The following is a 25,431-nucleotide window of genomic DNA, read 5'->3' as shown; positions in this document are numbered from 1 at the left end:
CCCACAGCATGACGCGGCCATAGAGCCGACGTAGGGAACAATGAGGTCATTACTGCTACTCGCATTGATTTTTACCCTTGAGCCCAGCCGGGCATCCACCTTTCAGACAGCTGGAGAGCGCTGGCTGACCCAAGAGTTTACTGCATCTACACTGAGCCGCGAGGAGCAGCAGGCCGAGCTGGAGTGGTTTATTGAAGCAGCGCGCCCCTTTCGCGGCATGACAATTCGCGTGGTCTCGGAGCGTATCGACACCCACTGGTATGAGTCGAATGTACTGGCCAAGGCTTTTACCGAGATCACCGGCATCCATGTGATTCATGAAGTCACGGGAGAGGATGATCTGGTGCGCAAGATTCAGGTACAGATGGACACTGGTCTGAATATCTATGATGCCTACGTCAATGATACCGACTTCATCGGCACACACTATCGTCGTGGTCTGACCGTGCCTATTTCGGATTATATAGATCACCAGTGGTCCGATATCACCCTGCCAACCCTGGATCTGGATGATTTCATCGGTCTTGCATTTGGTACTGCACCCGATGACAAGCTGTACCAGTTACCGACACAGCAGTTTGCCAATCTTTACTGGTATCGGCATGACTGGTTCAGCCGACCTGATCTGCAGGCAGATTTTCTTGAGCGTTATAACTACCCACTTGGCGTGCCTCAGAACTGGGCAGCGTATGAGGATATCGCCGACTTTTTCACCAACCATATACAAGCCATTGATGGCAAGCGTGTCTGGGGGCATATGGATTATGCCAGCACCGACCCCTCTCTGGGCTGGCGCATTTCAGATTCCTGGCTCAGTCTGGCCGGGGCCGGTGATAAAGGGTTGCCCAATGGTATACCGGTGGATGACTGGGGGATCCGTGTCGATGGCTGCCATCCTGTCGGTGCCTCTGTGTCCAGAGGTGGTGCTATTGACTCACCTGCCTCCATCCACGCTATTGAGAAATACCTGCAGTGGCTAAACGATTTTGCGCCTCCGGAAGCCCGAGAGTTGACGTTCACCTCATCCGGAGAGTTCGTTGCCGGTGGTAACATCGCTCAACAGATTTTCTGGTACACCGCGTTCCTGCCCGCTGTTACCAATCCGGACTCCAGCGTAGTTGATGAGGATGGTATGCCACTGTGGAGAGTCGCTCCTTCACCACGCGGCCCTTACTGGGAGACAGGTATGAAGTCTGGGTATCAGGATGCCGGTGGATGGACATTCTTGCTCAGCACGCCACAAGACAACCTGGCAGCCGCCTGGCTGTATGCTCAGTTTACGGTCTCAAAAAGTGTCTCTCTGCAAAAACTGCTCACTGGTTTAACACCGATTCGGCGGTCCGACATAGAATCTGACGTGATGACCGAAAACGCAACCAGGCTGGGCGGTCTGGTCGAGTTCTATCGCAGCAATGGTCGCAATATCTGGACCCCTACCGGAAGTAATGTACCTGACTATGCCTACCTCTCCAGTGCTTGGTGGCAGCATGTGTCAAAAGCGGTTATGGGTATCCAAAGCGCTGATCAGGCGATGAAGTCACTGGCACTTGATATGGATCAGAGGTTGCAGGAGATAGGCAACCTGACTGATCGACAATGCAAGCCGATCCTGAATGAAGCGATTGACCCCGAAGTCTGGCTACAGAGGCCAGGCTCACCCAAACCTCAGCTCGATAGCTGGCCGGCAGCAAAGACCCTGCCGCATGAGGAGGCCATTGAACAATGGAAATAATGCCCTTTGCTCTCAGCCTGCTATTGATGTCCAGTGCTCAGGCGCAGCAACCGCCACCCGTTCAGCTAATCACTTTTCAATTACCCCCTTTGGTGGAGGCAAGCGAGGAAGGTAACATACAGGGGATCGCCATAGATCTGGTGCAGCGTCTTTTTGATGTCGCAGATGTACCTTATGAACTCTCCATCCAACCAAGCAGACGCGCATTGGAAAGTACACTTAACACTCCTGGAGTCTGTGCATTTCCGGTTGAGCGATCGCAAGAAAGAGAAGCGCTGTTTGAATGGGTAGGCCCCGTCACTATCAGTCGTCACGGTTTCTACAGCCATCCTGATCACCCAAAACCCTTGCTGACAATGGAAGATGCTCGCGGTTATCAGATCGGCAGTTTCATCGGCAGCGGCGTGGGTGAATATCTTGCCGATCTGGGCTTCAGCGTATATCAGACGCCCGAACCATCTCAAGGATTGCTGATGCTGTCTCATCAACGCATAGACCTGTGGGTATCGGACACGCGCGCAGCTCCCGCTATTGCAGAAAAGATGAATGTTGACCTGAAGCACTCAGAACTGGAATTCTTCACCACCCTTCGCTCCATGGCTTGCCACCCGGATACCGACCCGGAAACGCTTGCTCACTTGAGTCAGACGCTTCTCAAACTTTTCCTCAGTGGTGAGGCTGAATCCTTGTTGCGCTTGAATTTGTGATACAAATCTTGGCAAAACACACTTGACCGAGTATCAAGAAATAGGGATCATTCCGTCCCGCTGGTGACTCGTTCGTGATCCGAGAGAGTCACCAAGCGATTAACCCGAATGCTCGGCCTACCCTGCCGGACATTACTCAAAAATAAATACAAAGGTACAACCTTCATGTCCCAAAGCTATTCTTCAGCCGGGTCTGCTGCGTCTGGCTCCTCATTGTCTTCGCCTGCCCGTGCTCAATGGTCCACCCGCATGGCTTTTATCCTGGCTGCGGCCGGATCCGCCGTTGGTCTGGGTAATATCTGGAAATTCCCTTACATCACCGGAGAGCATGGTGGTGGTGCATTCGTACTGGTTTATCTGGGCTGTATCCTGTTGATCGGTATTCCCGTGATGATGGCCGAGATCGCCCTCGGCCGCCGTGGCCGTCACAATCCTGCACAGGGAATCGCCGCATTGGTCCGCGAGGCCGGCGCTCATCCTTTCTGGAAAATCATCGGCATCATGGCGCTGCTGTCCGGCTTCACGATCCTGATGTTCTATACCGTTGTTGCCGGCTGGGCGTTTGCTTATGCTCCCAAAGCGGCAACAGGTAGTTTTGTCGGTGAGAATGGCGATGCAATCGGTGCCATGTTCGGCGGCATGCTCGCTGACCCTGTTGGACTGACCATCTGGATGACCGTTGTTCTGGGCCTGACCATGGCGATTGTCGTCAGGGGCCTGCAGGGCGGTCTGGAAAAAGCAATTAATCTGCTGATGCCGGGGTTGCTGGTATTGCTGCTGGTTCTGGTAGGCTATGCCATGGGCTCTGGACACTTTGCCGAAGGTGTCAGCTTCCTGTTCAAAGCCGATTTCAGCAAGATGACAGGTACCGCCTTCCTCGTTGCACTTGGCCATGCGTTCTTCACGCTGAGCCTGGCGTCAGGTGCCATCATGACCTACGGCTCTTATCTGCCGGATAATGTCTCCATCGGTAAAACAACACTGTTGATCGCTATAATGGATACGGTTGTCGCGCTTGCGGCTGGCCTTGCCATTTTCCCACTGGTCTTTGCCAACGGCCTGGAACCGGGAGCAGGCCCTGGCCTGATCTTTGTCACCCTGCCGATCGCCTTTGGTCAAATGCCATTCGGCAGCGCCTTCGGTACGCTGTTCTTCCTGCTGCTGGCGATTGCTGCCCTGACCTCCGCCATCTCACTACTTGAGCCAACCATCTCCTGGCTGACCGAGAAGTTCCAGATGACACGCATCAAGGCCTGCATGCTGGCCGGAGGTCTGCTCTGGCTGGGTGGTCTCGGGGTAGTCACATCGCTCAACGTCGGTGCCGAGTGGACGCTGTTCGGTAAGACCTTCTTCGATATGCTGGATTACTTGACCTCAAGCTGGCTGATGCCGCTGGGCGGCCTGCTGATGGCAATCTTCAGTGGCTGGGTATTGAAGAAAACCGTAATGCAGGATGAACTGGGAATGGGCAAGGGCCTGCTGTATCAGCTCTGGTCTTTCACCATGCGCTATGTCACGCCGCTGGCGATTATCATCGTGTTCCTGAACGCACTTGGCATCATCAGTCTTTAACTTCTTCCCCGCCCTGAAAAGGGCGGTTACTTACAGCACTTGCAAGAACACAGAACTGAGACCCTATAGCATCTGCGTGGCAAGTGCGAAGACCAACAGGCTGATCGTCACAGTTAGAAGCATATGTCGTGTCACCAGGCTCAAGCCTATAGCCAGCAGGCCAACCAACAGGTAAGGATTCAGCATTGTCGAGATCAATTCGCCGCCCGGCATGAAGACAATAGGGGTCGCCATGGCCGTGAGCACACAGGGTGCCGAAAAACCCAGAAAGCGTTGCTGCCGCGGGCTTATCTCCAGGCGCAGGTAGCCAGAAAACAAGATATACCGGAAAGCGAAGGTGATCAGTGCCATCAATGCCAGAATCAGCCACATCATGATCTCATGCCTCCTTGTTCTTGCTGAGAAGATATCCGACAGTCATACCGATAAGACTGGCCCACAGCAGTCCTTGCGGCACCTGCAGCATCTGGCACACCACTGACAGCAACGCGCTGACCAACACCGCTGCCAGCCTCGGTCGAGTGTCGATGGCAGGTACCACCATCGCGATAAAAGTAACCGCAATTGCAAAATCAAAGCCCAGATGTTCAATACCAGTGAACAGCGAGCCCAGCACGATTCCAGTAAGCGTGGAGAGATTCCATACCAGATAGAAGACCAGACCAGAGATCAGTGCATAGAGAGGCGAAAAATACCCTGTGCGGTGTTTGTGAGCTGCAGTGACAGCAAACATCTCATCCGTTAGCAAGAAGGCCAGTGATAAGCGCCAACGTAATGGCAAAGCCAGCACGTCTGGGCGAAACACTGCCGAATACAACAGGTGGCGTGAGCTGACCACAGCGGTACTACCAAGGATCGCCACGGGGTTACCACCCCCTCCACTGATCAACCCCAACGCCGCCAGTTGGGCTGCTCCAGCAAACACCACCAGCGACATGAACTGAGCCTGAAGTGAAGTCAGCCCAGACTGTAACGCAAGTGAACCGCACAGTATCCCCCAAGGAACGACAGCCAGCGCCAGCGGTAAGATATCCAATATGGCCGAACGAAGAGTAGAGCCGGAGGAGCGTGTTTCAAAAGTGCCTGATATTTTATCCATTGTGCGCCATTCCCAGTTGATTCTGCTGGCAGTGTGGCAACAAAACGAAGGTCAGGCTTGTAGCATATTGCGCTGTCGGGCGTATTGGCCCGGCGGTACACCCATGGCGCGTTTGAAATGAGTGGTGAGATGGCTTTGGTCATGAAAACCGCAGTCTACTGCAACAGCAGCGGGAGTTTCACCGCCCTGCAGTAACTTGCAAGCGTGCCGCAGGCGAGCCTGCACCTGGTAAGCATGAGGCGGTAGCCCAAAATAACGCTTGAACTGGCGTACCAGATAATAGGGGCTGAGGTTCGCCAGATGCGCCAGGTCTACCAGTGATACATCTGCGGCCGGATAGTCATCCAGATACTCCCTGACCAGGTTAAGCGCCCGACTGGGTATACTGTCCTGGCGGAACTGATGTCGCGAACGTGAATGACGCAGCACCAGCCTTGTCATCACCGAGTACAGGAGGGTCTCATTGAGTAACCGGTCCTGGCCGTTGCTAAGCAAGCCAAATACCAGGCGCATCTGAACCGCCAGTTCCGGATCATGAACCACAGCCTGAGGAAAGTACGGAACACCATCGCGCCCCTGAAACAGGTCAGCACACACCGATTGAAACTGTTCAGGCGTCGGATACATGGCACGATATGCCCAGCCGTAGTCGGTGGCCGACTGACCAGTATGAACATCGTCAGCATTGACCAGAATGATACTGTCCTGATTGGCCAGATGCTGGCCACCAGTGCGATAGAAGCGCTGAGCACCATGCTCGATCACCGCTACGGTATACCCTTCATGGGTGTGTCGGGAAAAATTCTGACGATAATACTGCGCACTGAGCAGCTCCAGACCTCCCAGTACGCTCGCGGTAGAGTAGTCAGCGTTGTCTTTCATGTTGCCTTCTGTTTCGACCACTGTATCGCCCACTGTGTCGCCTTTTTGCATCCAATCTCAGTTGAAGTGTTCATCAACATGGGTGTGCATGTCTTGTAGAAAATTGCTTATTTGCGCAACAGTATCAGACGCACATCCACCGTCATCTTCTCAAACACCTGGTTGCGCACCTGCTCCTGAACCGGTGGTGGTGCCCGCCAGAAATGGGGTGTCATCTGCAATAACTGCCACAGCGCATCGCCCTGCAGATTTTCCAGCTCGTGATGCAGCTTCTGATCGCTCAGCAATGTGAAGTGCTCCAGTGCCAGATTCAGTGCCTTGTCGCCATCGTGCTCCTTGACCTCAGGATAGATCGCCTGCCGCAGCTCCAGCAGATGATCAGGCCCGGCGACCAACAGCAGAAAGCGCCCCTGCGGCTTGAGCACGCGCAACAGCTCCTCGGCCTGATAGTAGGCAAAAACACAGGTCGCGGCATCCACACTGGCATCTTCCAGCGGTATCGCGCGCATGCTGGCAACCGACCAGTGAATCTCACGGCTTTGCCTAGCTGCGGCCAGTATCGCTGGTTTGGAGATATCCAGACCATAGACAGCGCCCCAACCGAGGGTGTGCATCTGCCGGGTGTAATAGCCTTCGCCACAGCCCAGATCCAGCAGTACGTTCTGCTCTCCGGCACTGGGTTGCAACAGCTCACAGAGCGTCGATGCCAGAAGCTGATAATATCCGGCATTTAAAAAGTCAGATCGCGCCTGCACCATCTCCGCTGTATCACCCGGTGCCCGGCTATTGCGTTGCTGCGCCAACAGCAGGTTAAGATAGCCCTGCCGTGCCTGATCAAAACTGTGCCCATTGATACAGCGCCAGGTCTTGTCACCAGCCTCCACGGGAGCCGACAGGAGTTCATGACAAACGGGACAGAGGTAGCGAGCAGTCTGGTGCACAGGAGTATCCGTAAAAGCAGTGATGTCGGGAAAAGTCAGTACTGCATGATAGCAGTAACGCCGGATGAAAGGGATAATCGGGGCAGGAAGGCTGACGTATTCACGGCGTCTCACCCAAGGTTTTCGGGATCTGCCGGCACAGACAAGCAGTTACCAGCCTCATCACTGATCCAGTAGATCCCGAACAGGTTTACACAGACTCAGATCACGCCCTTGTCACGCAGCGCCGCACGGCGCTCCGGGCTGAGCTGCAACAGCTGCTCCAGCACCTGATCTGTGTGTTGCCCCAGTAAAGGTGGCGCTGACTGCGCATTCAATGCCTGACCATCAAACCGAATCGGATTACTGACCAGCTTGACCTCCCCTGCTTCAGGGTGCGGCAGACTAATCTCGACCGAACGATGCTTCACCTGCGGATCTTCAAACACCTGATCCAGTGTATTGATCGGCCCACAAGGGACACCCACCGCTTCAAGCGAAGACAGCCAATCGGCAGTCGTGCGCAAGCGCACCCGTTCCACCAGCAGCGGGATCAGCAACTGGCGATTCCCCACCCGTTTGCCATTGCTGACAAAGCGCGGATCATCAGCCAGTTCCGGGCAGCCTGCCACTTCACAGAAGCGGCGGAACTGTCCATCATTACCCACCGCCAGAATCATATATCCATCAGATGTTGCAAACGCCTGATAGGGTACGATATTGGGGTGCGCATTACCCAGCCGTTGCGGCACCTGCCCTGAGGTCAGATAGTTGAGCGCCTGATTAGCCAACACACCCACCTGAACATCCAGCAGCGCCAGATCGATATGCGTGCCCTCTCCTGTGCGTGCTTTCTGCAGCAGTGCGGCCATGATCGCATTCGCCGCATACATGCCGGTAAAGATATCGGCAAAGGCGACACCAACCTTGACCGGGCCTCCGCCAGGTTCACTGTCCGGCTGTCCGGTCAGGCTCATCAACCCGCCCATCCCCTGAATCATGAAGTCATAACCGGCACGATGCGCATAGGGCCCATCCTGTCCAAACCCGGTGATGGAGCAGTAGATCAGATCCGGCTTGATCGCCTTCAGGCTGTCATAGTCCAGATGGTATTTCTTCAGCCCGCCAACCTTGAAGTTCTCCAGCACCACATCACAGGTTTTCACCAGTTCATGTAGCAGTGCCTGCCCCTCCGGCTGAGCCATATCAATGGTCACCGACTGTTTACCACGGTTGGCACCCAGATAGTAGGCCGCCTCCTGTGACCCAGACAGCCAGGGCGGTCCCCAGCGACGGGTATCATCCCCTTCGCCGGGCCGCTCTATCTTGATCACCTCGGCACCCAGATCAGCCAGTTGCTGGCTGCACCAGGGGCCTGCAAGAATGCGCGACAGATCGAGAATCCGAACGCCTAGCAAGGGTTGTGCGGGCATTATTCAACTCCCCTTCTGGATCAGAAAAATGCCTGGATGCCGGTCTGGGTACGACCCAGAATCAGCGCATGGATATCGTGGGTACCTTCGTAGGTGTTGACCGACTCCAGGTTCACCATATGACGAATCACACCAAACTCATCAGAGATACCGTTACCACCATGCATATCACGCGCGATGCGGGCGATATCCAGCGACTTGCCGCAGTTGTTGCGCTTGATCAGCGATATCATTTCCGGAGCCCAGTTACCGCTATCCATCAGACGACCCACCTGAAGCGCTGCCTGCAGCCCCAGCGTGATCTCGGTCTGCATGTTCGCCAGTTTCAACTGCACCAACTGAGTGGCAGCCAGCGGACGACCGAACTGTTTGCGATCCAGCGTGTATTGTCGTGCAGCGTGCCAGCAGAACTCAGCGGCACCCAGCGCGCCCCAGGCGATACCGAAACGTGCTTTATTCAGGCAGCCAAACGGACCACCCAGCCCGGATGCACCCGGCAGCAGATTTTCTTCAGGCACAAACGCATTATCCAACACGATCTCACCCGTGACGGATGCTCGCAGGGAGAATTTGCCTTCGATCTTGGGTGTGCTGAAACCAGGTGTGCCGCGGTCAACGATAAAGCCCTTGATCTTGCCATCGTGCGCATCGGACTTGGCCCAGACCACAGCCACATCAGCGATCGGGCTATTGGTGATCCACATTTTCTGACCCGTCAGCAGATAACCGCCATCGGTTTTGCGCGCACGCGTGATCATTGAGCCGGGATCAGAACCGTGATCGGGTTCGGTCAGACCAAAACAGCCAACCATTTCACCGCTGGCGAGCTTTGGCAGATACTTGTGCTTCTGCTCCTCTGTGCCATAGGCCTCGATCGGATACATCACCAGCGAGGACTGCACACTCATGGCTGAACGATAGCCGGAATCGACACGTTCCACTTCACGGGCAATCAGGCCGTAAGAAACATGATTGATACCCGAGCCACCATAAACCTCCGCGACAGTCGCGCCCAGCAGACCCATCTCACCCATCTCGCTCATGATCTCACGATCAAAACGCTCTTCACGGGCAGCGGTCAGTACACGTGGCTGAAGTTTTTCCTGGCAGTAGGCACGTGCGGCATCACGGATCTGACGCTCATCTTCGGTCAACTGCTGTTCAATCAAAAGGGGATCGTCCCACTGGAAGGATGTCATGAATTTTTGCCTCCGGTTAAGTGAGTGGTCAGTACGCCAGACTCTAATTATCATATTTATTATAATAAATAGGAAAAATCAAGTTTTATTAGTTCAGATATTAAGTATTATCCATAAACCAACAGAACACGAATCGATCCGCCAGATACACACAAGTGCGATGGCCTGCTCAATCCGAGATCATCTAATAGTAGGTGATGTCTGTCTGTCAGGTACGGGTGGACATCCCTTGAAAGGGGGATATACTCAAATGACACGATAATAAAAGTGCTTTCAATTCAGTATTTAACTGCCACCCAGACTAAGCGAAGCCGAAAACCGTGAAGCAATACCTGGCACCAATAGCCCTCTCTGCCCTGCTGCTTGGCACGGCCACCGCAGCAGCGGATTGTGCAACTCAACATCTGGAGGCAAGGCGCTCCGACCAGAGCATGCTGGCACATGTGCCCCTACCGGATAAGCGCTGGTGCATGTACTGGCATCACTCCGTTGCTGGCTTTCTGGTGCAGGATTGCTATAAAACAGACAAAGGGGAGCTGTTGCTGTACAGCAGCCACCAGCCAGACTTTGCCGCTGGACTCGGTCACTTCCCGGGTCGCGGTGTACAGCGCAGTGATCCCCGTGGTGGATATTTGATAGAAGAGATCAACGAGCCGGTTCCGGACAATAATTACTGGATCAGAATCGGCTCCAACAAAGTAAATCATAGAATCGTGACAGCCGATGCTGATTTTAACCTCAGTGCCGTGGCTGCTGGTGAGCTGGTCAATATCCGACTCGTTACATCTCAGACTCAAGGCACTTGCGCGGAATCAAAGCTGTAGTAATAAGCAATAGCAGCAAGCAGTACCAATCTGATGAATCATCGCCTGTCGCCAGGCACAGGAGTGAATCGCAACGCGTTTGGAGAAACAGCACATGACACATGAACCGATCAAGATCAAAGTGCCTGAAATAAAAATAGATCCTGGCCACTCAGGCCCCAAGTCTGTCCTTTGGATCATTACACTGGTTGCACTTGCTCTATCGCTGTTTCAACTCTATAGCGCCGGTATTCAGCAACTTGGGCTTTTCTATCAGCGCGGCACCCACCTTGCTCTGGTACTGATGCTGGCTTTTCTGATATTCCCACCCATGCATGGGCGCAGGCGAGGGTTATTAACCTGGCCGATCGATATCCTTTTCTTCGCCGCTGCTGCCTACTCAGGTTTCTACCTCGTGTTCTATCTGGATGAGATTATCGGGCGCGCCGGCTTCTGGAACCAAACCGATATTGTCGTTGCCTGCATGACAACCGTGGTGGTACTGGAGGCGAGTCGACGCGCCGTCGGGCTCGGGCTGACAATCATCGGCATCATCGCCATTCTCTATGCGCTGGCAGGGCCACGAGGCACTCTCCCATGGATCGGTGAATGGCTACCAGGAATTCTGAATCACCGTGGTTACACGCTGGAGCGTGTCGCGGCGCAGCTGTATCTGGGACAAGAGGGGATCTTCGGCTTGCCTCTTGGTGTGGCCGCAACCTTCGTATTTATCTTCGTTTTGTTCGGAGCGTTTCTGGAAGTGACCGGTGCCGGTAAATTCTTTATCGATCTGGCCTTTGCCGCCACCGGCAGGCAGCGCGGTGGACCTGCCAAAGCGGCTGTGCTGGCATCGGCCACCATGGGTTCCATCTCCGGCAGTTCAATTGCCAATGTCGTCACTACTGGCGCTTTCACGATTCCCCTGATGAAACGACTTGGCTACAAGCCAGCACAGGCCGGTGGGATCGAGGCGGCGGCCAGCACTGGCGGGCAGATCATGCCACCACTGATGGGGGCTGGTGCCTTCCTGATTGCGGAGTATACCCGCGTTCCCTATATCGAGATTATCAAAGTCAGCGTGTTCCCGGCTATTCTGTACTTCTCCACTGTGTATCTGTTTGTGCATATCATCGCGATCAAACAGGGAATGGAGGGATTGGCCAAGAGTGAACTGCCAGTCATGCGAGAAGTGATGGCTCAGGGCTGGTTTTTCCTGATTCCATTGATCATGCTGGTGTATCTGCTCGTGATTGGGATCTCACCCATGCGTGTCGGCTTCTACGCAGTAATGGGCATTATCATCATCGCTGCTATCAACGGGGCCTATCACGCCATCAAACGCGGCCTTCGTGGCAGTAATATGATGCATGAGCTCTGGCAAACGGCACTGGTGGGCTTTCACAAGCTGCTGCTCGGGCTCGAACTCGGTGCACGCAACGCTATCGCCGTCAGCATCGCCTGTGCTGTGGCGGGGATTGTTGTGGCTGTGGTAGGGCTGACAGGACTTGGTCTGAAATTCTCCTCCATGATGATCGCCTTCTCGGGCGGCAATATCCTGCTCGCCCTGCTGTTGGTTATCATTGCCAGCCTGATACTGGGTCTTGGCCTGCCGGTTACCGCGAGCTATATCGTGCTGATCGTACTGGTGGGCCCGGCACTGACCAATGAGTTCGGCATTCCGTTGCTGATCGCACATCTGCTGGTGTTCTGGTACTCACAGGATTCGAATGTCACACCGCCGGTGGCACTGGCCGCCTTTGCGGCGGCCGCCATCGCAGGAAGCAAGACGATGGAAACCAGTGTGCAGTCCTGGAAGTTTGCCAAGGGACTCTATCTGATTCCGCTGTTCATGGTATTCAACCCCGAGATCATCACAGGCGGCCCATTGCCGGTACTGCTCTGGAACGGAGCAATCATCATCGCAGCATTGCTGGCCTTTGCCTCTTCGCTTGAAGGCTATCTGTTCACCTGGATGAGCTGGTGGATGAGGGTGATACTGATCGGTGCAACCATCGCAATTTTCGTCCCCCATCTGGCAGCAGAGGTAGTCGGAGGAGTTCTGATAGTGCTGATGCTCGCAATCAATTTCATTCAGGGGCGCTCAGCGAACGCAAAACAGGCATAATACCGCCTTGTGAGGCAAACGCCCCTGCCGGGGCAACCCAGTAAGCCGCTGTCAGGTTTTGGGCTGCCCTTTTGTAAACGTATTATCTACAGAGTGTGTGAATGGATAAGGGCTTCAGTGGAATAGACTCCCCGAAACGTATGAAGCGTGCCGACCAGATAGTGGAGTCGGTTAAGCGCTGGGTTGTGCTTAAGGATGTTCAGCCGGGAGATAAGCTCCCTAATGAGAAAGCCTTGATGGAACTGTTCGAGTGTTCCAAAGGCACCGTGCGCGAAGCCTTGAAGTCACTGGAGGTGCAGGGGCTGATCACCGTCAAGACTGGTCCTAATGGTGGTGCGATCCTTGCTCAGGTCCCCTACCCTCTGGCCTCACAGATGCTGCGCAACTATCTGCATTTTCAACACCCGACCGGGCCGGATATTTATAGCATGCGTAAGCTGGTGGAGCCTCAGATCGCCACTATCGCGGTTGATAAACTGACGCCTGAAGATCTGGCTGAACTGGAAAGGCTGACCGAGCTCTGCGCCAGTCCGGCACAGGATATTGAGCAGCGCGTAACGCAACGCATTGCCGAGCTGGATTTTCATAACTTGCTGGCAGACCGCTGCGGCAACCCGATACTCGGGTTTTTCGGTCGTTTTCTGAATGATCTGATCAAGGATCTGGTGATTTACAAGAAGGTGCAACTGCCGGAGCAGCAGGAGTTTTCCAAATCCAACCTGCACTATCACCGCGAATTACTGACGGCCTTCAAGGCCAGAGATCATCAGGCTGTTCACCGCCTGATGGGAGAGCATATGCAGTGCGCTCAGGATTTTAACGTGGAGTTGGAAGCACAACTGGCCAATCGTCTACTGGTAAAGTCCGAGTGATCGCTTCAGTAGATCACTCCAGTAAATAACTACAATAGATCACTCCAGCAAGCCGTTATCCGCATAGGGGAAGTCTGCAGATTCCAGATTTTCCTGATAACTTTCAAGGCGTTCCACAGCCAGATCGGTGCGATAGAATTGCGCAATATGATAAAGCGCGTCCCCCTCGTTCACCAGTGGCAGGTTCATCTGACCGATCACCAAACCACTGCAGGGTGACCAGATCTCGGTTTCTGATTCGCCAAAGGGGTCAGAGACAATACCCAGTAATGTCTGATCGCGCACAACCCTGTCACCAAGGTTGACGAAAGCACGGAAAATGCCGCTCTGCGGGGCACGCATCCACATGCTGGAACGCGCCATCATCGGCTCAAGGCCCGGTGCTCTGCGACTCTTTGGCAGCATCTCCAGCGCACGCATCACCCGTATGATTCCTTCAACGCCACCACGAATGGCAAACTCATCAAAGCGCAGTGCTTCCCCGGCTTCATAGAGCAGAATCGGGATATTTTTCTGCCTGGCTGCGGCGCGCAGTGAGCCATCACGCAGTGCCGAATTCAGGATCACTGGCGTACCGAAGGCTCTTGCCAGAGATAGCGTTTCGGCATCATCCAGATCGGCTCGTATCTGAGGTAGATTACTGCGATTGATCGCTCCGGTATGCAGATCGATACCATGAGTCGCCTGATTGACAATCTCGGTCATGAAGATGCGTGCAATACGCGCGGCAAGCGAGCCTTTCTGCGAACCCGGAAAACACCTGTTCAGGTCGCGCCTGTCCGGCAGATAGCGGCTGTGGTTGATAAAACCATATAGATTCACGATGGGAACAGCGATCAACGTCCCTTTCAGGCGCCTCAGCGCTGGCACCTGCAGCAGGCGACGAATCACCTCAACACCATTGATCTCATCACCATGGATCGCTGCACTGACAAACAGCACAGGCCCATCCTGACGCCCGCAGATCACTTGAACCGGCATGGTGGTGGGAGTGTGGGTGTAGAGCTTACCCAGTTGCAACTCAATCGTTTTACGCTCGCCGGGTTGAATCTCCACCCCGCCGATGGTGATTGGCTGATTCTTTTTTCGCCGCACTGACTATCGCCTGTCTATTGTTTAACCTGTACCTGCCGTTTGGCCAATATCTGATGCTTAACCGGTACCTTTGGTCTGTGTCCGGTTGGGTTTGGCATTGCGCTCTATGAAATCAATGACCATACCAGCTACGTCTTTGCCGGATGCTTTCTCGATACCTTCAAGACCCGGTGAGGAGTTCACCTCCATCACCACAGCACCATGATTGGAACGCAACAGATCAACACCACAGACATTCAGCCCCATCACCTTGGCCGCACGTATCGCGGTGGCCCGCTCTTCCGGTGTAATACGACACAGCGTTGCAGTACCGCCACGATGCAGGTTGGATCTGAATTCGCCCTCTTTGGCCTGGCGCTTCATCGCCGCTACAACCTTGCCGCCGATAACAAAGGCACGAATATCGGCACCTTTTGCTTCCTTGATGAACTCCTGCACCAGAATGTGGTGCTTCAGCCCCATGAATGCCTGAATAACGCTCTCTGCCGCCTGATTGGTTTCGGCCAATACCACACCGATCCCCTGCGTGCCTTCCAGCAGTTTGATGACGGCCGGTGCGCCGCCCACAGTGCTGAGAAGGTCATCAATATCATCCGGTGAGTGGGCAAAACCGGTTACAGGCAAGCCAATACCACGACGCGAAAGAAGCTGCAGACTGCGCAATTTATCGCGCGAGCGGCTGATCGCAACAGATTCATTCAACGGATAAACATTCAGCATCTCAAACTGGCGCAGTACAGCCGTGCCATAAAAAGTAATCGAGGCGCCGATACGAGGAATCACGGCATCAAAGCCATCCAGTATCTCGCCCTTGTAGTGGATCTGCGGATTATGGGAGGTGATGTTCATGTAGCAACGCAAAGCGTCAATGACCCGAACTTCATGCCCTCTGCTCTCTGCTGCCTCAATCAGGCGACGCGTCGAGTAGAGCTTTGCATTTCTGGACAGTATTGCAATTTTCATTTATTTCTCCCATGCCTGCCGGACTGTAGATAGGAGGCACCCGAATCCACAATTAAGCGTTTCTGTTTCAAAGCCTGTCGCCCAAGCAACATACGAAACATCATGGTGTCTCGACAGGTCAAAGATAATTCAATGGCAAACCGCTCATTCCCGATCTGCACATCTGTCTCAATAAAATACCGCTCGGTGATATTCCCACCCGAGTCAGTCACCTTGCGGACATCCTTGACCGGTGCTTCACACCATACTTCCGTATCGGCGTCGTGCTGTATGGGATGCAGACCGAATCGCACCCATTCCACACCGTCACGTGTGAAACTCTCGACAGCAAAGGCATGCAACGCCGAGGTGCGGGCACCCGTGTCGACCTTGCACTTGACGCTATCAATTCCAAGACCGGGAAGACCAACCCACTCTCGCCACCCCACGGTACACTTCTCTATTTGATCAGTCATGTGGCTCTGCCGTTCGTTAAACTCAACATCAGAATAGCACCGCACGACGATACTGAAAGTAGACCGTGCAGAAATATCCATTTAAATCAGACTAGTAAGCACCCGGAACAGGAAGTTCTGCGGGTCGGAAAATCAGATATGAGGAACAGAGTATTGAAAGAGCGCTAGTAGAACAGAAGCGCTGGAATCTGACAAGCATTGAGTAACAGGTGCCACACGATTACTCACCTTCAAGACTGTTCGGGTGGTCCCTGTTGCAGAGATGGGCCAGACAGAAGTCAGGCTCGAATGATGAATTTACTCGTTGCCTAGCAGTATCTTTTTCATCAGACCGGCCAATTGCGCCTTTTCATCGCCATCAAGACGGTTGAGCATCACATCCATATTGGCCAGATGCGCTTCCAGAGCGGCATCCACTGTGACCACGCCCTGCGCGGTCAGCGCTACCTTACAGCTACGGCGATCCTCTTCACTGGCCATCCTCTCTATTAAACCCCGCTGTACCAATGCCTCTAACCGAGTGCTCATGGCGCCAGATGACAGCATTACTGTTTGATAAAGCTCTGTCGGAGTCAGCGGTACCTGGCCACGCCGCAGTGTCGCCAGAATATCGAACTCCACACGGCTCAACCCCAGTGGTTCGAAGACAGCCTCCAACTGCTTCTGCCAGAGCAAACTGACCCGGCCAAGACGCCCTACGATGCCCATCGCAGAGCAGTCCAGGTCCGGCCTGGCATCACTCCACTGCTGCAAAATATGATCTACCGAATCCTTCATTGATAACGCCTCTTAAAATATCATTTTGAAAAGATACTTGAACATAAGGGTAAATTCCATTACTTTACGAATATGACTTTTTGGAAAGATACTTTTATATGAGGGACTAAACCACCCCTCTCAACGAATACACTAACACTCAAAAGGAACTCACATGAATCTGATCGTTATTGCAGGTAGTCAACGTGCACAGTCACAAAGCCTGAATGTTGCCCGTTACATCGACAGAATTGCCGGTGTGGATTTTGAGCAAACACAGATTCTCGACCTGCATGAGCTGAATTTACCCCTGTGGAATGAAGGAGTATGGAATAACACTGAGGAATGGGCTCCCTGGCGCTCAATAGCAGAAAAACTCAGATCTGCTGACGCATTTGTGTTTATCACACCAGAATGGCACGGGATGGCAACACCAGCACTGAAGAACTTTCTGATGCTTGCTACAGACGAAGAGCTGGGCCATAAACCAGCGTTGGTAGTCAGCGTTTCAGCTGGTCCAAATGGGGTTTATCCCATCAGTGAACTGCGTATGACAGGCAGCAAAAACAATCACGTGTGCTTCCTTCCGGATCATCTTATCTTTCGCGATATAGCCACCTTATTTGATGCTGAACTCAAATGCACCGATGAGCGCATGGATGGAAGGACTCAATACACCATGCAACTGCTTGCTGCCTACGCACACGCACTTAAGCCGATACACCGGGATATGGTTACAGCCGGAAAGGCCTATCGTTATGGTATGTAGGTGAATGGTGTATACAGCGCCCTTTACGTATTGGTAGTGGTCAAACAATCTGAATACTGCTCTGACGCAAACCCATTTCGCAAAAAACGGAATCCCCGTTCGCATATCGGTTTAAACCTCCGCTATGCGAACAGTTCTGAAAGCTCCAACTCAAGCACTGATTGGATTATTCAAATGATCAAACCGTCCGTTAGTAAGTGTTGACGCTACCGTAATTAAGCAATATACCACCGCTCCCACCGCCAGGATCCTGAAAAGCGTCAGCATATCAGCATCAAAATACGTGACGGATATCCATCCAATAAAGGCTGCTATGATCATCCGTGCGGTTCCTGCCAGCACTGGCCAGAGCACTCGTTTCATACCGATAGCCGCAAAATAGAGAGCCATGCCTGCACCGATGAATCCATAAAACGGCGCAACGCTCTGCAAGTAACTGGCCCCGACAGTGAGTATTTGCTGTTCTTCACTGAAAATAGTGAGCCAGATCTGTGGAAATGCAGCAACACCAATCCCAAGCAGCGTAGTAAAAGCAAAAGCGATTGCCGCGCCAATCCATGTAATACGCTGTGCACGATGCATTTGGCCCGCTCCGACGTTAACTCCAACCATTGTCATGATCGCCGTACCAAGGCCAAACAGCAGGGGGATTTGTATATATTCCAGCCTCGAAGCAATACCATACCCGGCAACAGCTTCAGGCCCGAACCTACCTACCGCAGCAGTAACAATTGCAACGGTCAAGTTGAGCTGAACTGTACCAATAGAGGCTAACAAGCCAACACCAAGAATGTCCTTGAATAATCGGGATCTGAGCGGGGCTGTTGATAGCCTGATCACACTCTTAACTGATCGCATATGCCTTATCAAGAATAACGTCGCCAAGAGGTAATAGACCACAATCGCCATACCAGCTCCGGCGACACCAAACGATGGTATGGGTCCCCAACCAAAGATAAGGGCGGGTGATAAAGGCAGAAGAATTGCAGCGCCCCCCAACGTTATACGTGCTGGAGTACGGGTGTCGCCCGCTCCGCGCAGGGATGCCGATAACAGAGCAACCATCCATATCAGCGGCGAACTGACGAACACGATGTTCGAATACATAAGGGCGGCAGAAAGTGCTGGCCCGGAAACGCCCATCACTTGATACAGGGCATAACCACCCATAATGATGACTGCGGAAAATGCCAGTCCCGCCACTCCTGCGATAACAACTCCATGCCAGACCAACGCTTGTGCATCTTCCCATCGGCCTGCTCCGGATGCACGCGCTATAGCGGCAGCCAATCCACTGCCAATTCCGCCATTCGCCATCATTTGCATCAGCATAAGTACTGGGAAAACGACCGAGACCCCTGCCAGAACACTGGCTCCGAGTGAACTGACAAAGTAAGTCTCTATCACGCCAACCAAGGTCTGAACCACCAGAACTGCAATAGTCGGCAAGGCCAATCTAAGCATGACAGGAACTATCGGCCCCGCCAATATTTCAGCAGTCGCTTTGGGCAATGGCTGTGCCTGATCTTGCTTTGCAATTGATGAAAGGCCAGTCATCACCTCAGCTCCGAATCGGGTTGCCAGCCACCACCAAGTGCTTTAAAGGCTGCCACTGCAGCTTGAGCAGATGTGGTCTGTGCCTGGACTTGCAAGTCTGAGGCTCTCAACAAATTTTCGTCAGCTTGAAGGACTTCTATCAAACTGACAACGCCTGTCCGGTAGGCCGTAAATGAAACTTCACGCGCACGGCTAAGCGATTTTACTCCCCCAGCGAGTATGTCCGCTTGCTCCTCCCGGTTGATCAGGACTGAAAAGGCATTTTCGACATCTTCGGCTGCTCGTAGCACAGCCAGACGATAGGCTGCCAGCATCTCAGCTTCCTGACCCTTGAGCTGGTCAATTTGTGCATCGATACGACCGAAATCGAATAAACGCCATCTAAGACCCAACACACCGGCAGCCTGGCTGGCACCACTACTGAACAGGTTGCCACTGGACACCGATGACGCACTGCCGATCAACCCACTCAGCGAGAGCTTGGGATAATACTCCCCGATAGCAGCACCAATACGCGCATTAGATGCTGCAAGGCGCCGCTCGGCCATAATCAGGTCAGGTCGTCGCCTGAGTAGATCACCTGGAGCCCCCATCCCAACAATCTTTGAAGCAACTGGAATAGCACGGGGCTCTGTCAGTTCCGCCCGATGTGTACCGGGTGGTGTGCCGAGCATGACGTCCAGCGAGTTCATGGCCGCGTCCAAACCCATTTCCAGGAGTGGTACAGACGTACGAACCTGGGCAAGTGCACCCTCAACCTGCCTCACTTGAAGCTCTGCTGCCAATCCATTGTCATATAGCAGATTGATGGTTGAAAGCAGCTCCTGCTGCGTTTGCACTTGCCGACGAATGACATCAAGCCGGGCCTGCAAGCCACGGATACTGATGTATATTTCAGCGGTCTGCGCCGCCACCGACAGTCGTGTTGCGGCCACTCCAGCCTCGGAAGCCTGAAATTCAGCAAAAGCGGCCTCTCGCCCACGTCGAAGCCCGCCAAAGATATCAAGTTCCCAGATTGTGCCGACATTAGTCTCGTATGAGTTGCCATAACGATCGAAATTGGGCATTGAGCTCAGGACTTGCCCCAGTGGGGTCTCCGCCGACTGGTAAGCTCTGGCAGCCTGGCCACTGATATTGCCGGCAGGCAGCAACGCAGCATTCGCCGCCCCGAGACCTGCACGGGCCTGATCAACGCGAGCAGATGCCTGTGCAAGATCGAGGTTTTTCTCCAATGCCGAGGTTATGAATCGAGTCAGTTGCGGATCGCCGAAACCCTCCCACCAGTTTATGATATCGGCGTTTGCAGCGGCATGCCGTTGCTCAACAGCTTCCTGACCCAGGTAGCTTTCCATTACAGGCATGGTGGGCCTCACATAATCAGGACCTACAGCACAGCCTGCTGAAAGGCTGGCAACAATGAGCATGACAAGTGGGTGTTTAGGCTGCATAGGTTTCTTCTGCCACATATGATAGATTACAATTAAGTGACCATATTACGATATAGTCACTCGTTGTCAATCTTTTATGTGACGCGTAGACTACAATCCATCAGTCGACCAACTACTGGATATCATGAAAACAATGAACAAAGAAACTACTTATCCCGTCTCAAGCCGAGGGCCCATCGACCATGATGTTCGAGATCAGATCCTTCATGCGGCCACCGAGCATTTCAGCCAGTATGGCTACGAGAAGACCACGGTCTCCGATCTTGCAAAAGCCATTGGTTTTTCAAAAGCTTATATCTACAAATTCTTCGCTTCCAAGCAAGCAATTGGTGAGGCGATATGCGCGAACTGCCTGCTCGAAATCGAAACCGAGGTCCGCGCTGCCATAGACGAGGCAGACCGGCCGCCAGAAAAACTGAGACGCCTGTTCAAAGCTATCGTCGAAGCCAGCGTTCGCTTATTTTTCCGCGACCAGAAGCTATATGAGATCGCCGCTTCAGCAGCTTCCGAGCGCTGGCAGGCAGCGTTGGCCTATGAAGAACGTATGCAGCAGATACTGCAGGATGTGTTGCAACAAGGCCGGCTAACCGGCGATTTTGAGCGCAAAACCCCGCTGGATGAAACTGTCATGGCGATCTATCTGGTTATAAGGCCCTACCTCAATCCTCTGCTGCTGCAACATAGTTTTGATCATGCCAGTGATGCTTCCGCTCACCTGTCCAGCTTGGTGCTCCGTAGCCTTTCGCCATAAAATTATTTAGTGACTATTGACTAAATTGGTCACTTGAATGAAAATACTCCCCTGATCTATTCGTCCAGGGGATTTATATATGTTTCGGCGCAGCCTCGTTTCGCTTGCTGTTTTATCTGTGATACCACTGGCTCTGGTTGGCTGCGGTGAACAACCACCGGCCGATCCGCGCACAGAAGTGCCACTGGTGCGTACTGTTGTCGTTGCACAAGCAGCGCCCGGAGCCCGCTCGTTCAGCGGCGTAGTCGCTGCACGAGTGCAGAGCGATCTCGGCTTTCGGGTATCTGGTAAAGTGTTAGAACGGCTGGTCAATACAGGACAGACCGTAAACCGCGGTCAGCCGCTTCTGCGCATTGACCCCATCGATCTGAAACTCGCAGCGCTTGCACAGCAAGAAGCGGTCGCTGCCGCTCGAGCACGCGCGCAACAGGCGGCGGCTGAAGAGGCTCGCTATCGCGAACTTCGTGGAACCGGCGCGATATCTGCATCGGTCTACGATCAGGTTAAGAGTGCGTCCGATACTGCCAAGGCACAACTCAGTGCCGCCGAAGCTCAGGCTAAAGTATCCCTTAACGCGATTGAATATACCGAACTGGTGGCTGATGCCGACGGCGTTGTCATGGAAACACTGGTCGAGCCGGGTCATGTTGTTAATGCCGGGCAAACTGTTGTACGTCTGGCCCATGCAGGATATCGCGAGGCTATCATCCAGTTACCGGAAACCCTGCGCCCTGCACTGGGCTCCACCGGACAAGCCACGCTGTTCGGCAATGGCGGTCAAACTGCTTCGGCCAAACTCCGACAACTTTCTGATGTCGCGGACCCACTTACGCGCACCTTCGAGGCCCGTTATGTAATGGAGGGAGCGCTGTCTGATATACCACTGGGTACCACAGTCAGTATCCAGATTGATGATGGTTACACGTCTATCCCCAATGGTTTGCAGGTGCCAATCAGTGCTCTTTTTGACGCTGGCAAGGGATCTGGCGTATGGACCATCAGTAGTGAGCCGACAAAAGTCTCCTGGCGGCCGGTTGTCGTCCAACGTCTGGGTGACGACAGCGCGCACATCACCGGCCCTCTGGAGCCTGGCGATCTGATAGTTGCGCTCGGTGCGCACTTACTGCGTGAAGGCGATCAGGTCAGAGTGGATAGCCAGACTGTGGCAACTGTGACCAAAGGAGCTCAGCCATGAGTAATGGCCGTTTTAATCTCTCCGCAATCGCTGTACGTGAGCGCTCCATCACTTTATTCCTGATCTGCCTGATCTCACTGGCAGGCCTCATTGCCTTCTCTAAATTGGGGCGTGCAGAAGATCCCGCCTTCACGGTCAAAGTAATGACCATTATCACTGCCTGGCCAGGGGCTACAGCGCAGGAGATGCAGGACCAGGTCGCCGAGAAGCTTGAAAAGCGCATGCAGGAGCTGCGTTGGTATGAACGCACCGAAACCTATACCAGACCTGGTTTGGCTTTCACGACTTTGACTTTGCTCGATAGCACACCGCCTTCCGCAGTACAGGATGAGTTCTATCAGGCCCGTAAAAAGATCAGCGACGAGGCCAGCAGCCTCCCGCCTGGTGTGATTGGACCGATGGTCAACGACGAATACGCCGACGTTACCTTTGCGCTATTTGCGCTCAAAGCCAAAGGTGAGCCGCAGCGCTTACTGGTGCGCGAAGCAGAAACGTTACGCCAGCGGATGCTGCACGTGCCGGGCGTCAAAAAAGTCAACATCGTCGGCGAACAGTCCGAGCGCATCTATATTGAATTCTCACATGAGCGTCTGGCAACGCTGGGCGTCAGCCCGCATGAAGTGTTCGCCGCACTCAATAGCCAGAATGCCCTGACACCGGCCGGCTCTGTGGAGACTAAGGGACCCGAGGTATTTATTCGCCTGGATGGCGCCTTCGACGAATTGCAGAAAATACGCGACACGCCGGTGATGGCGCAGGGCCGCTCCCTGAAGCTGTCAGACATCGCCACGGTCAAACGCGGCTATGAAGACCCCGCAACTTTCCTGGTACGCAATGGTGGCGAGCCGACGCTGCTGTTAGGCATTGTCATGCGCGACGGTTGGAACGGACTTGATCTGGGTAAAGCGCTGAGCAGTGAGGTGGATGCTATTAACAGCGAACTGCCGCTGGGGATGAGCCTGAGCAAGGTCACTGACCAGGCTGTCAATATCAGCTCGGCGGTCGATGAGTTTATGATCAAGTTCTTTGTTGCCTTGCTGGTAGTGATGCTGGTGTGCTTCGTCAGCATGGGCTGGCGCGTTGGCGTTGTGGTTGCCGCCGCTGTGCCACTCACGCTGGCGATGGTTTTTGTAGTGATGCTGGCGTCCGGCAAGAACTTTGACCGCATCACCTTGGGATCCCTGATCCTGGCGCTGGGCTTGCTGGTAGATGACGCCATTATCGCCATTGAAATGATGGTGGTAAAAATGGAAGAAGGTTACGACCGCATCGCCGCTTCCGCCTATGCCTGGAGCCATACCGCAGCACCGATGCTGTCGGGCACGCTGGTTACGGCCGTCGGCTTTATGCCCAACGGCTTCGCCCGCTCCAGCGCCGGTGAATATACCAGTAATATGTTCTGGATAGTGGGTATCGCACTGATGGCATCATGGCTGGTGGCCGTCGTGTTCACACCCTACCTGGGTGTCAAAATGTTGCCTGACATCAAGAAGGTAGAAGGTGGTCATAGTGCGATATATGACACGCCGCACTATAATCGCTTCCGCAAACTGCTGGAGCTTGTCATCTCCGGTAAATGGCTTGTCGCCGCCTCAGTTGTGAGCCTGTTCGTGCTGGCGATACTCGGCATGGCTGTCGTCAAGAAGCAATTTTTCCCGATATCCGATCGACCTGAAGTCCTGATCGAAGTGCAAATGCCCTATGGCACCTCGATCATGCAAACCAGCGCCGCAACAGAGAAGGTAGAAGCTTGGCTGGAACAGCAGGAAGAGGCAAGGATAGTCACGTCGTATATTGGTCAAGGAGCACCACGCTTCTACTTTTCAATGGGGCCAGAGCTACCCGATCCCTCCTTTGCCAAAATCGTGGTGCGCACGGACAACCAAAACGAGCGTGAGGTATTGAAACTCCGGCTGCGACAAGCCATATCCGACGGACTTGCTGCTGAGGCTAGTGTGCGTGTCACTCAACTGGTATTCGGCCCTTATTCGCCGTATCCGGTTGCTTACAGGGTTTCCGGCCCTGATCCTGATATGTTGCGCAGCATCGCGGCTGACGTGGAGCAGGTCATGGCTGCCAGCCCTCTGATGCGCACGGTCAACACCGACTGGGGCACCCGCACCCCCACGCTGCACTTCACTTTGCAGCAAGACCGATTACAGGCCGTGGGACTCACCTCCAGCGCTGTGGCACAGCAACTGCAATTCCTTTTAAGTGGAGTTCCGGTCACTGCGGTACGGGAGGATATTCGTACCGTACAAGTTGTTGCGCGCTCAGCTGGCGACATCCGACTTGATCCAGCCAGGATTAGCGATTTCACGCTGGGCGGTGCCAATGGGCAGCGCATTCCGCTGTCGCAGGTAGGTGAAGTTGATGTACGCATGGAAGAACCAATCATGCGCCGGCGCGACCGGATGCCGACCATCACCGTTCGCGGCGACATCTCCGATGAGTTACAGCCACCGGATGTGTCTGTCGCTATCACTGCGCAGCTTCAGCCCATTATGGACACACTGCCGGAAGGCTATCGCATTGAAGTGGCTGGCTCCATTGAAGAGTCAGGCAAGGCAATGGTAGCGATGCTGCCGATCTTTCCCATCATGCTGGCCAGCATCTTGCTGATTATCATCCTGCAGGTCCGCTCGATCTCCGCGATGGTCATGGTTTTCCTGACGAGTCCTTTAGGGCTGATCGGTGTAGTGCCTACGCTGCTACTGTTCCAGCAACCATTTGGCATCAATGCACTGGTTGGCTTGATTGCACTGTCTGGCATCCTGATGCGGAATACGCTGATTCTGGTCGGGCAGATCCACCACAATGAACAGTCCGGGTTAGCACCGTACCAAGCAGTTGTCGAGGCTACCGTGCAGCGGACCCGCCCTGTGATCTTAACCGCACTGGCCGCTATTCTGGCCTTTATCCCTCTGACCTATTCGGTGTTCTGGGGCACTCTCGCTTACACCCTGATAGGTGGCACCCTCGCAGGGACAGTGTTAACGCTGGTATTCCTGCCGGCCATGTATTCCATCTGGTTCAAAATAAAGCCTGATTATGGCACTGATCCCAACTTAACCCCCGTCAAACTTTGAGAGAAATCC

At 53.9% G+C, this 25,431-nt stretch carries 22 protein-coding genes; 10 read left to right on the top strand and 12 right to left on the bottom strand.

Annotation, left to right across the window (positions count from 1 at the left end; translation table 11 throughout):
- Nucleotides 1–40: 40 nt before the first annotated feature.
- From ACK3CJ_RS07245 to ACK3CJ_RS07235, 3 genes are all read left to right on the top strand, one after another.
- Complete coding sequence (locus tag ACK3CJ_RS07245; protein ID WP_409525772.1) at nt 41–1,732, top strand: ABC transporter substrate-binding protein; 1,692 nt, start codon at nt 41–43, stop codon at nt 1,730–1,732.
- Complete coding sequence (locus ACK3CJ_RS07240; protein ID WP_409525771.1) at nt 1,723–2,439, top strand: substrate-binding periplasmic protein; 717 nt, start codon at nt 1,723–1,725, stop codon at nt 2,437–2,439. The genes ACK3CJ_RS07245 and ACK3CJ_RS07240 overlap by 10 nt, the downstream gene beginning before the upstream one ends.
- 165 nt (nt 2,440–2,604) lie before the next feature.
- Nucleotides 2,605–4,011 (top strand): sodium-dependent transporter, encoded by a 1,407-nt coding sequence (locus ACK3CJ_RS07235; RefSeq protein WP_409525770.1) that lies wholly within the window; start codon nt 2,605–2,607, stop codon nt 4,009–4,011.
- A 63-nt stretch (nt 4,012–4,074) separates the two neighbouring features.
- On the opposite strand, the gene ACK3CJ_RS07230 is transcribed toward ACK3CJ_RS07235, so the two are convergent.
- From ACK3CJ_RS07230 to ACK3CJ_RS07195, 6 genes are all read right to left on the bottom strand, one after another.
- Complete coding sequence (locus ACK3CJ_RS07230) at nt 4,075–4,386, bottom strand: AzlD domain-containing protein (RefSeq protein ID WP_409525769.1); 312 nt, start codon at nt 4,384–4,386, stop codon at nt 4,075–4,077.
- Nucleotides 4,387–4,390: 4 nt separating this feature from the next.
- Complete coding sequence (locus ACK3CJ_RS07225) at nt 4,391–5,110, bottom strand: AzlC family ABC transporter permease (RefSeq protein WP_409525768.1); 720 nt, start codon at nt 5,108–5,110, stop codon at nt 4,391–4,393.
- Nucleotides 5,111–5,161: 51 nt separating this feature from the next.
- Complete coding sequence (locus ACK3CJ_RS07220; RefSeq protein WP_409525767.1) at nt 5,162–6,043, bottom strand: AraC family transcriptional regulator; 882 nt, start codon at nt 6,041–6,043, stop codon at nt 5,162–5,164.
- 56 nt (nt 6,044–6,099) lie between these two features.
- Nucleotides 6,100–7,047, bottom strand: coding sequence for a methyltransferase domain-containing protein (locus tag ACK3CJ_RS22190; protein WP_425183345.1), 948 nt, complete (start codon nt 7,045–7,047; stop codon nt 6,100–6,102).
- Nucleotides 7,048–7,133: 86 nt separating this feature from the next.
- On the bottom strand, nt 7,134–8,345 hold the full coding sequence (locus tag ACK3CJ_RS07200) for a CaiB/BaiF CoA transferase family protein (protein WP_409525766.1): 1,212 nt from the start codon (nt 8,343–8,345) through the stop codon (nt 7,134–7,136).
- A gap of 20 nt (nt 8,346–8,365) precedes the next feature.
- Complete coding sequence (locus ACK3CJ_RS07195; RefSeq protein WP_409525765.1) at nt 8,366–9,544, bottom strand: acyl-CoA dehydrogenase; 1,179 nt, start codon at nt 9,542–9,544, stop codon at nt 8,366–8,368.
- A 320-nt stretch (nt 9,545–9,864) separates the two neighbouring features.
- Between ACK3CJ_RS07195 and ACK3CJ_RS07190 the strand changes: the two genes are divergently transcribed.
- From ACK3CJ_RS07190 to ACK3CJ_RS07180, 3 genes are all read left to right on the top strand, one after another.
- A complete protein-coding gene (locus ACK3CJ_RS07190; protein ID WP_409525764.1) occupies nt 9,865–10,368 on the top strand; it encodes a DUF1850 domain-containing protein in 504 nt (167 codons plus the stop codon).
- A gap of 94 nt (nt 10,369–10,462) precedes the next feature.
- The gene (locus ACK3CJ_RS07185) at nt 10,463–12,472 is read left to right on the top strand and encodes a TRAP transporter permease (protein ID WP_409525763.1); all 2,010 of its coding nucleotides are present in this window, start codon (nt 10,463–10,465) and stop codon (nt 12,470–12,472) included.
- Nucleotides 12,473–12,573: 101 nt separating this feature from the next.
- Entirely contained in the window at nt 12,574–13,344 is a 771-nt protein-coding gene (locus ACK3CJ_RS07180) for a FadR/GntR family transcriptional regulator (RefSeq protein ID WP_409525762.1), read from the top strand.
- 39 nt (nt 13,345–13,383) lie between these two features.
- On the opposite strand, the gene ACK3CJ_RS07175 is transcribed toward ACK3CJ_RS07180, so the two are convergent.
- From ACK3CJ_RS07175 to ACK3CJ_RS07160, 4 genes are all read right to left on the bottom strand, one after another.
- A complete protein-coding gene (locus ACK3CJ_RS07175) occupies nt 13,384–14,439 on the bottom strand; it encodes a succinylglutamate desuccinylase/aspartoacylase family protein (RefSeq protein ID WP_409525761.1) in 1,056 nt (351 codons plus the stop codon).
- 57 nt (nt 14,440–14,496) lie between these two features.
- A complete protein-coding gene (rimK, locus tag ACK3CJ_RS07170; protein ID WP_151704374.1) occupies nt 14,497–15,402 on the bottom strand; it encodes a 30S ribosomal protein S6--L-glutamate ligase in 906 nt (301 codons plus the stop codon).
- Nucleotides 15,399–15,857 (bottom strand): ATP-dependent zinc protease, encoded by a 459-nt coding sequence (locus ACK3CJ_RS07165; protein ID WP_409525760.1) that lies wholly within the window; start codon nt 15,855–15,857, stop codon nt 15,399–15,401. Before ACK3CJ_RS07165 ends, rimK begins: the two co-directional genes overlap by 4 nt.
- 297 nt (nt 15,858–16,154) lie before the next feature.
- On the bottom strand, nt 16,155–16,634 hold the full coding sequence (locus ACK3CJ_RS07160; RefSeq protein ID WP_409525759.1) for a MarR family winged helix-turn-helix transcriptional regulator: 480 nt from the start codon (nt 16,632–16,634) through the stop codon (nt 16,155–16,157).
- A gap of 154 nt (nt 16,635–16,788) precedes the next feature.
- Here ACK3CJ_RS07160 and ACK3CJ_RS07155 point away from each other — a divergent pair, with 154 nt between their 5' ends.
- Entirely contained in the window at nt 16,789–17,382 is a 594-nt protein-coding gene (locus ACK3CJ_RS07155) for an NADPH-dependent FMN reductase (RefSeq protein WP_409525758.1), read from the top strand.
- Nucleotides 17,383–17,532: 150 nt separating this feature from the next.
- On the opposite strand, the gene ACK3CJ_RS07150 is transcribed toward ACK3CJ_RS07155, so the two are convergent.
- Nucleotides 17,533–18,939 (bottom strand): MATE family efflux transporter, encoded by a 1,407-nt coding sequence (locus tag ACK3CJ_RS07150; protein WP_409525757.1) that lies wholly within the window; start codon nt 18,937–18,939, stop codon nt 17,533–17,535.
- Nucleotides 18,939–20,387, bottom strand: a complete 1,449-nt coding sequence (locus tag ACK3CJ_RS07145) for an efflux transporter outer membrane subunit (RefSeq protein WP_409525756.1) — start codon at nt 20,385–20,387, stop codon at nt 18,939–18,941. The genes ACK3CJ_RS07150 and ACK3CJ_RS07145 overlap by 1 nt, the downstream gene beginning before the upstream one ends.
- A gap of 133 nt (nt 20,388–20,520) precedes the next feature.
- Between ACK3CJ_RS07145 and ACK3CJ_RS07140 the strand changes: the two genes are divergently transcribed.
- The 3 genes from ACK3CJ_RS07140 (at nt 20,521) to ACK3CJ_RS07130 (ending at nt 25,422) form a co-directional block, all read left to right on the top strand.
- Nucleotides 20,521–21,138 carry a TetR/AcrR family transcriptional regulator gene (locus ACK3CJ_RS07140; RefSeq protein WP_409525755.1) on the top strand — a complete coding sequence of 206 codons (618 nt, stop codon included), beginning with the start codon at nt 20,521–20,523 and terminating at the stop codon, nt 21,136–21,138.
- Nucleotides 21,139–21,217: 79 nt separating this feature from the next.
- Complete coding sequence (locus ACK3CJ_RS07135) at nt 21,218–22,333, top strand: efflux RND transporter periplasmic adaptor subunit (RefSeq protein ID WP_409525754.1); 1,116 nt, start codon at nt 21,218–21,220, stop codon at nt 22,331–22,333.
- Nucleotides 22,330–25,422: an efflux RND transporter permease subunit gene (locus tag ACK3CJ_RS07130; RefSeq protein WP_409525753.1), complete on the top strand. Its 3,093-nt coding sequence runs from the start codon at nt 22,330–22,332 to the stop codon at nt 25,420–25,422. The genes ACK3CJ_RS07135 and ACK3CJ_RS07130 overlap by 4 nt, the downstream gene beginning before the upstream one ends.
- The last annotated feature ends 9 nt before the right edge of the window (nt 25,423–25,431 follow it).

Origin of the sequence: Nitrincola salilacus (assembly GCF_046271865.1) — a bacterium.
GTDB lineage: Bacteria > Pseudomonadota > Gammaproteobacteria > Pseudomonadales > Balneatricaceae > Nitrincola > Nitrincola salilacus.
The sequence above is the reverse complement of the archived record's forward strand: the minus strand, read 5'-3'. Positions and strand labels throughout refer to the sequence as shown.

What these genes read in the sequence shown, in the direction of transcription:
- ACK3CJ_RS07145 (WP_409525756.1), bottom strand. Translation starts at nt 20,387, where the DNA reads ATGCAGCCTAAACACCCACTTGTCATGCTCATTGTTGCCAGCCTTTCA.
- ACK3CJ_RS07235 (WP_409525770.1), top strand. Translation starts at nt 2,605, where the DNA reads ATGTCCCAAAGCTATTCTTCAGCCGGGTCTGCTGCGTCTGGCTCCTCA.
- ACK3CJ_RS07130 (WP_409525753.1), top strand. Translation starts at nt 22,330, where the DNA reads ATGAGTAATGGCCGTTTTAATCTCTCCGCAATCGCTGTACGTGAGCGC.
- ACK3CJ_RS07140 (WP_409525755.1), top strand. Translation starts at nt 20,521, where the DNA reads ATGAACAAAGAAACTACTTATCCCGTCTCAAGCCGAGGGCCCATCGAC.
- ACK3CJ_RS07165 (WP_409525760.1), bottom strand. Translation starts at nt 15,857, where the DNA reads ATGACTGATCAAATAGAGAAGTGTACCGTGGGGTGGCGAGAGTGGGTT.
- ACK3CJ_RS07160 (WP_409525759.1), bottom strand. Translation starts at nt 16,634, where the DNA reads ATGAAGGATTCGGTAGATCATATTTTGCAGCAGTGGAGTGATGCCAGG.
- ACK3CJ_RS07135 (WP_409525754.1), top strand. Translation starts at nt 21,218, where the DNA reads ATGTTTCGGCGCAGCCTCGTTTCGCTTGCTGTTTTATCTGTGATACCA.
- ACK3CJ_RS07185 (WP_409525763.1), top strand. Translation starts at nt 10,463, where the DNA reads ATGACACATGAACCGATCAAGATCAAAGTGCCTGAAATAAAAATAGAT.
- ACK3CJ_RS07155 (WP_409525758.1), top strand. Translation starts at nt 16,789, where the DNA reads ATGAATCTGATCGTTATTGCAGGTAGTCAACGTGCACAGTCACAAAGC.
- ACK3CJ_RS07240 (WP_409525771.1), top strand. Translation starts at nt 1,723, where the DNA reads ATGGAAATAATGCCCTTTGCTCTCAGCCTGCTATTGATGTCCAGTGCT.
- ACK3CJ_RS07220 (WP_409525767.1), bottom strand. Translation starts at nt 6,043, where the DNA reads ATGCAAAAAGGCGACACAGTGGGCGATACAGTGGTCGAAACAGAAGGC.
- rimK (WP_151704374.1), bottom strand. Translation starts at nt 15,402, where the DNA reads ATGAAAATTGCAATACTGTCCAGAAATGCAAAGCTCTACTCGACGCGT.
- ACK3CJ_RS07245 (WP_409525772.1), top strand. Translation starts at nt 41, where the DNA reads ATGAGGTCATTACTGCTACTCGCATTGATTTTTACCCTTGAGCCCAGC.
- ACK3CJ_RS07150 (WP_409525757.1), bottom strand. Translation starts at nt 18,939, where the DNA reads ATGACTGGCCTTTCATCAATTGCAAAGCAAGATCAGGCACAGCCATTG.
- ACK3CJ_RS07230 (WP_409525769.1), bottom strand. Translation starts at nt 4,386, where the DNA reads ATGATGTGGCTGATTCTGGCATTGATGGCACTGATCACCTTCGCTTTC.
- ACK3CJ_RS07225 (WP_409525768.1), bottom strand. Translation starts at nt 5,110, where the DNA reads ATGGATAAAATATCAGGCACTTTTGAAACACGCTCCTCCGGCTCTACT.
- ACK3CJ_RS07195 (WP_409525765.1), bottom strand. Translation starts at nt 9,544, where the DNA reads ATGACATCCTTCCAGTGGGACGATCCCCTTTTGATTGAACAGCAGTTG.
- ACK3CJ_RS07200 (WP_409525766.1), bottom strand. Translation starts at nt 8,345, where the DNA reads ATGCCCGCACAACCCTTGCTAGGCGTTCGGATTCTCGATCTGTCGCGC.
- ACK3CJ_RS07180 (WP_409525762.1), top strand. Translation starts at nt 12,574, where the DNA reads ATGGATAAGGGCTTCAGTGGAATAGACTCCCCGAAACGTATGAAGCGT.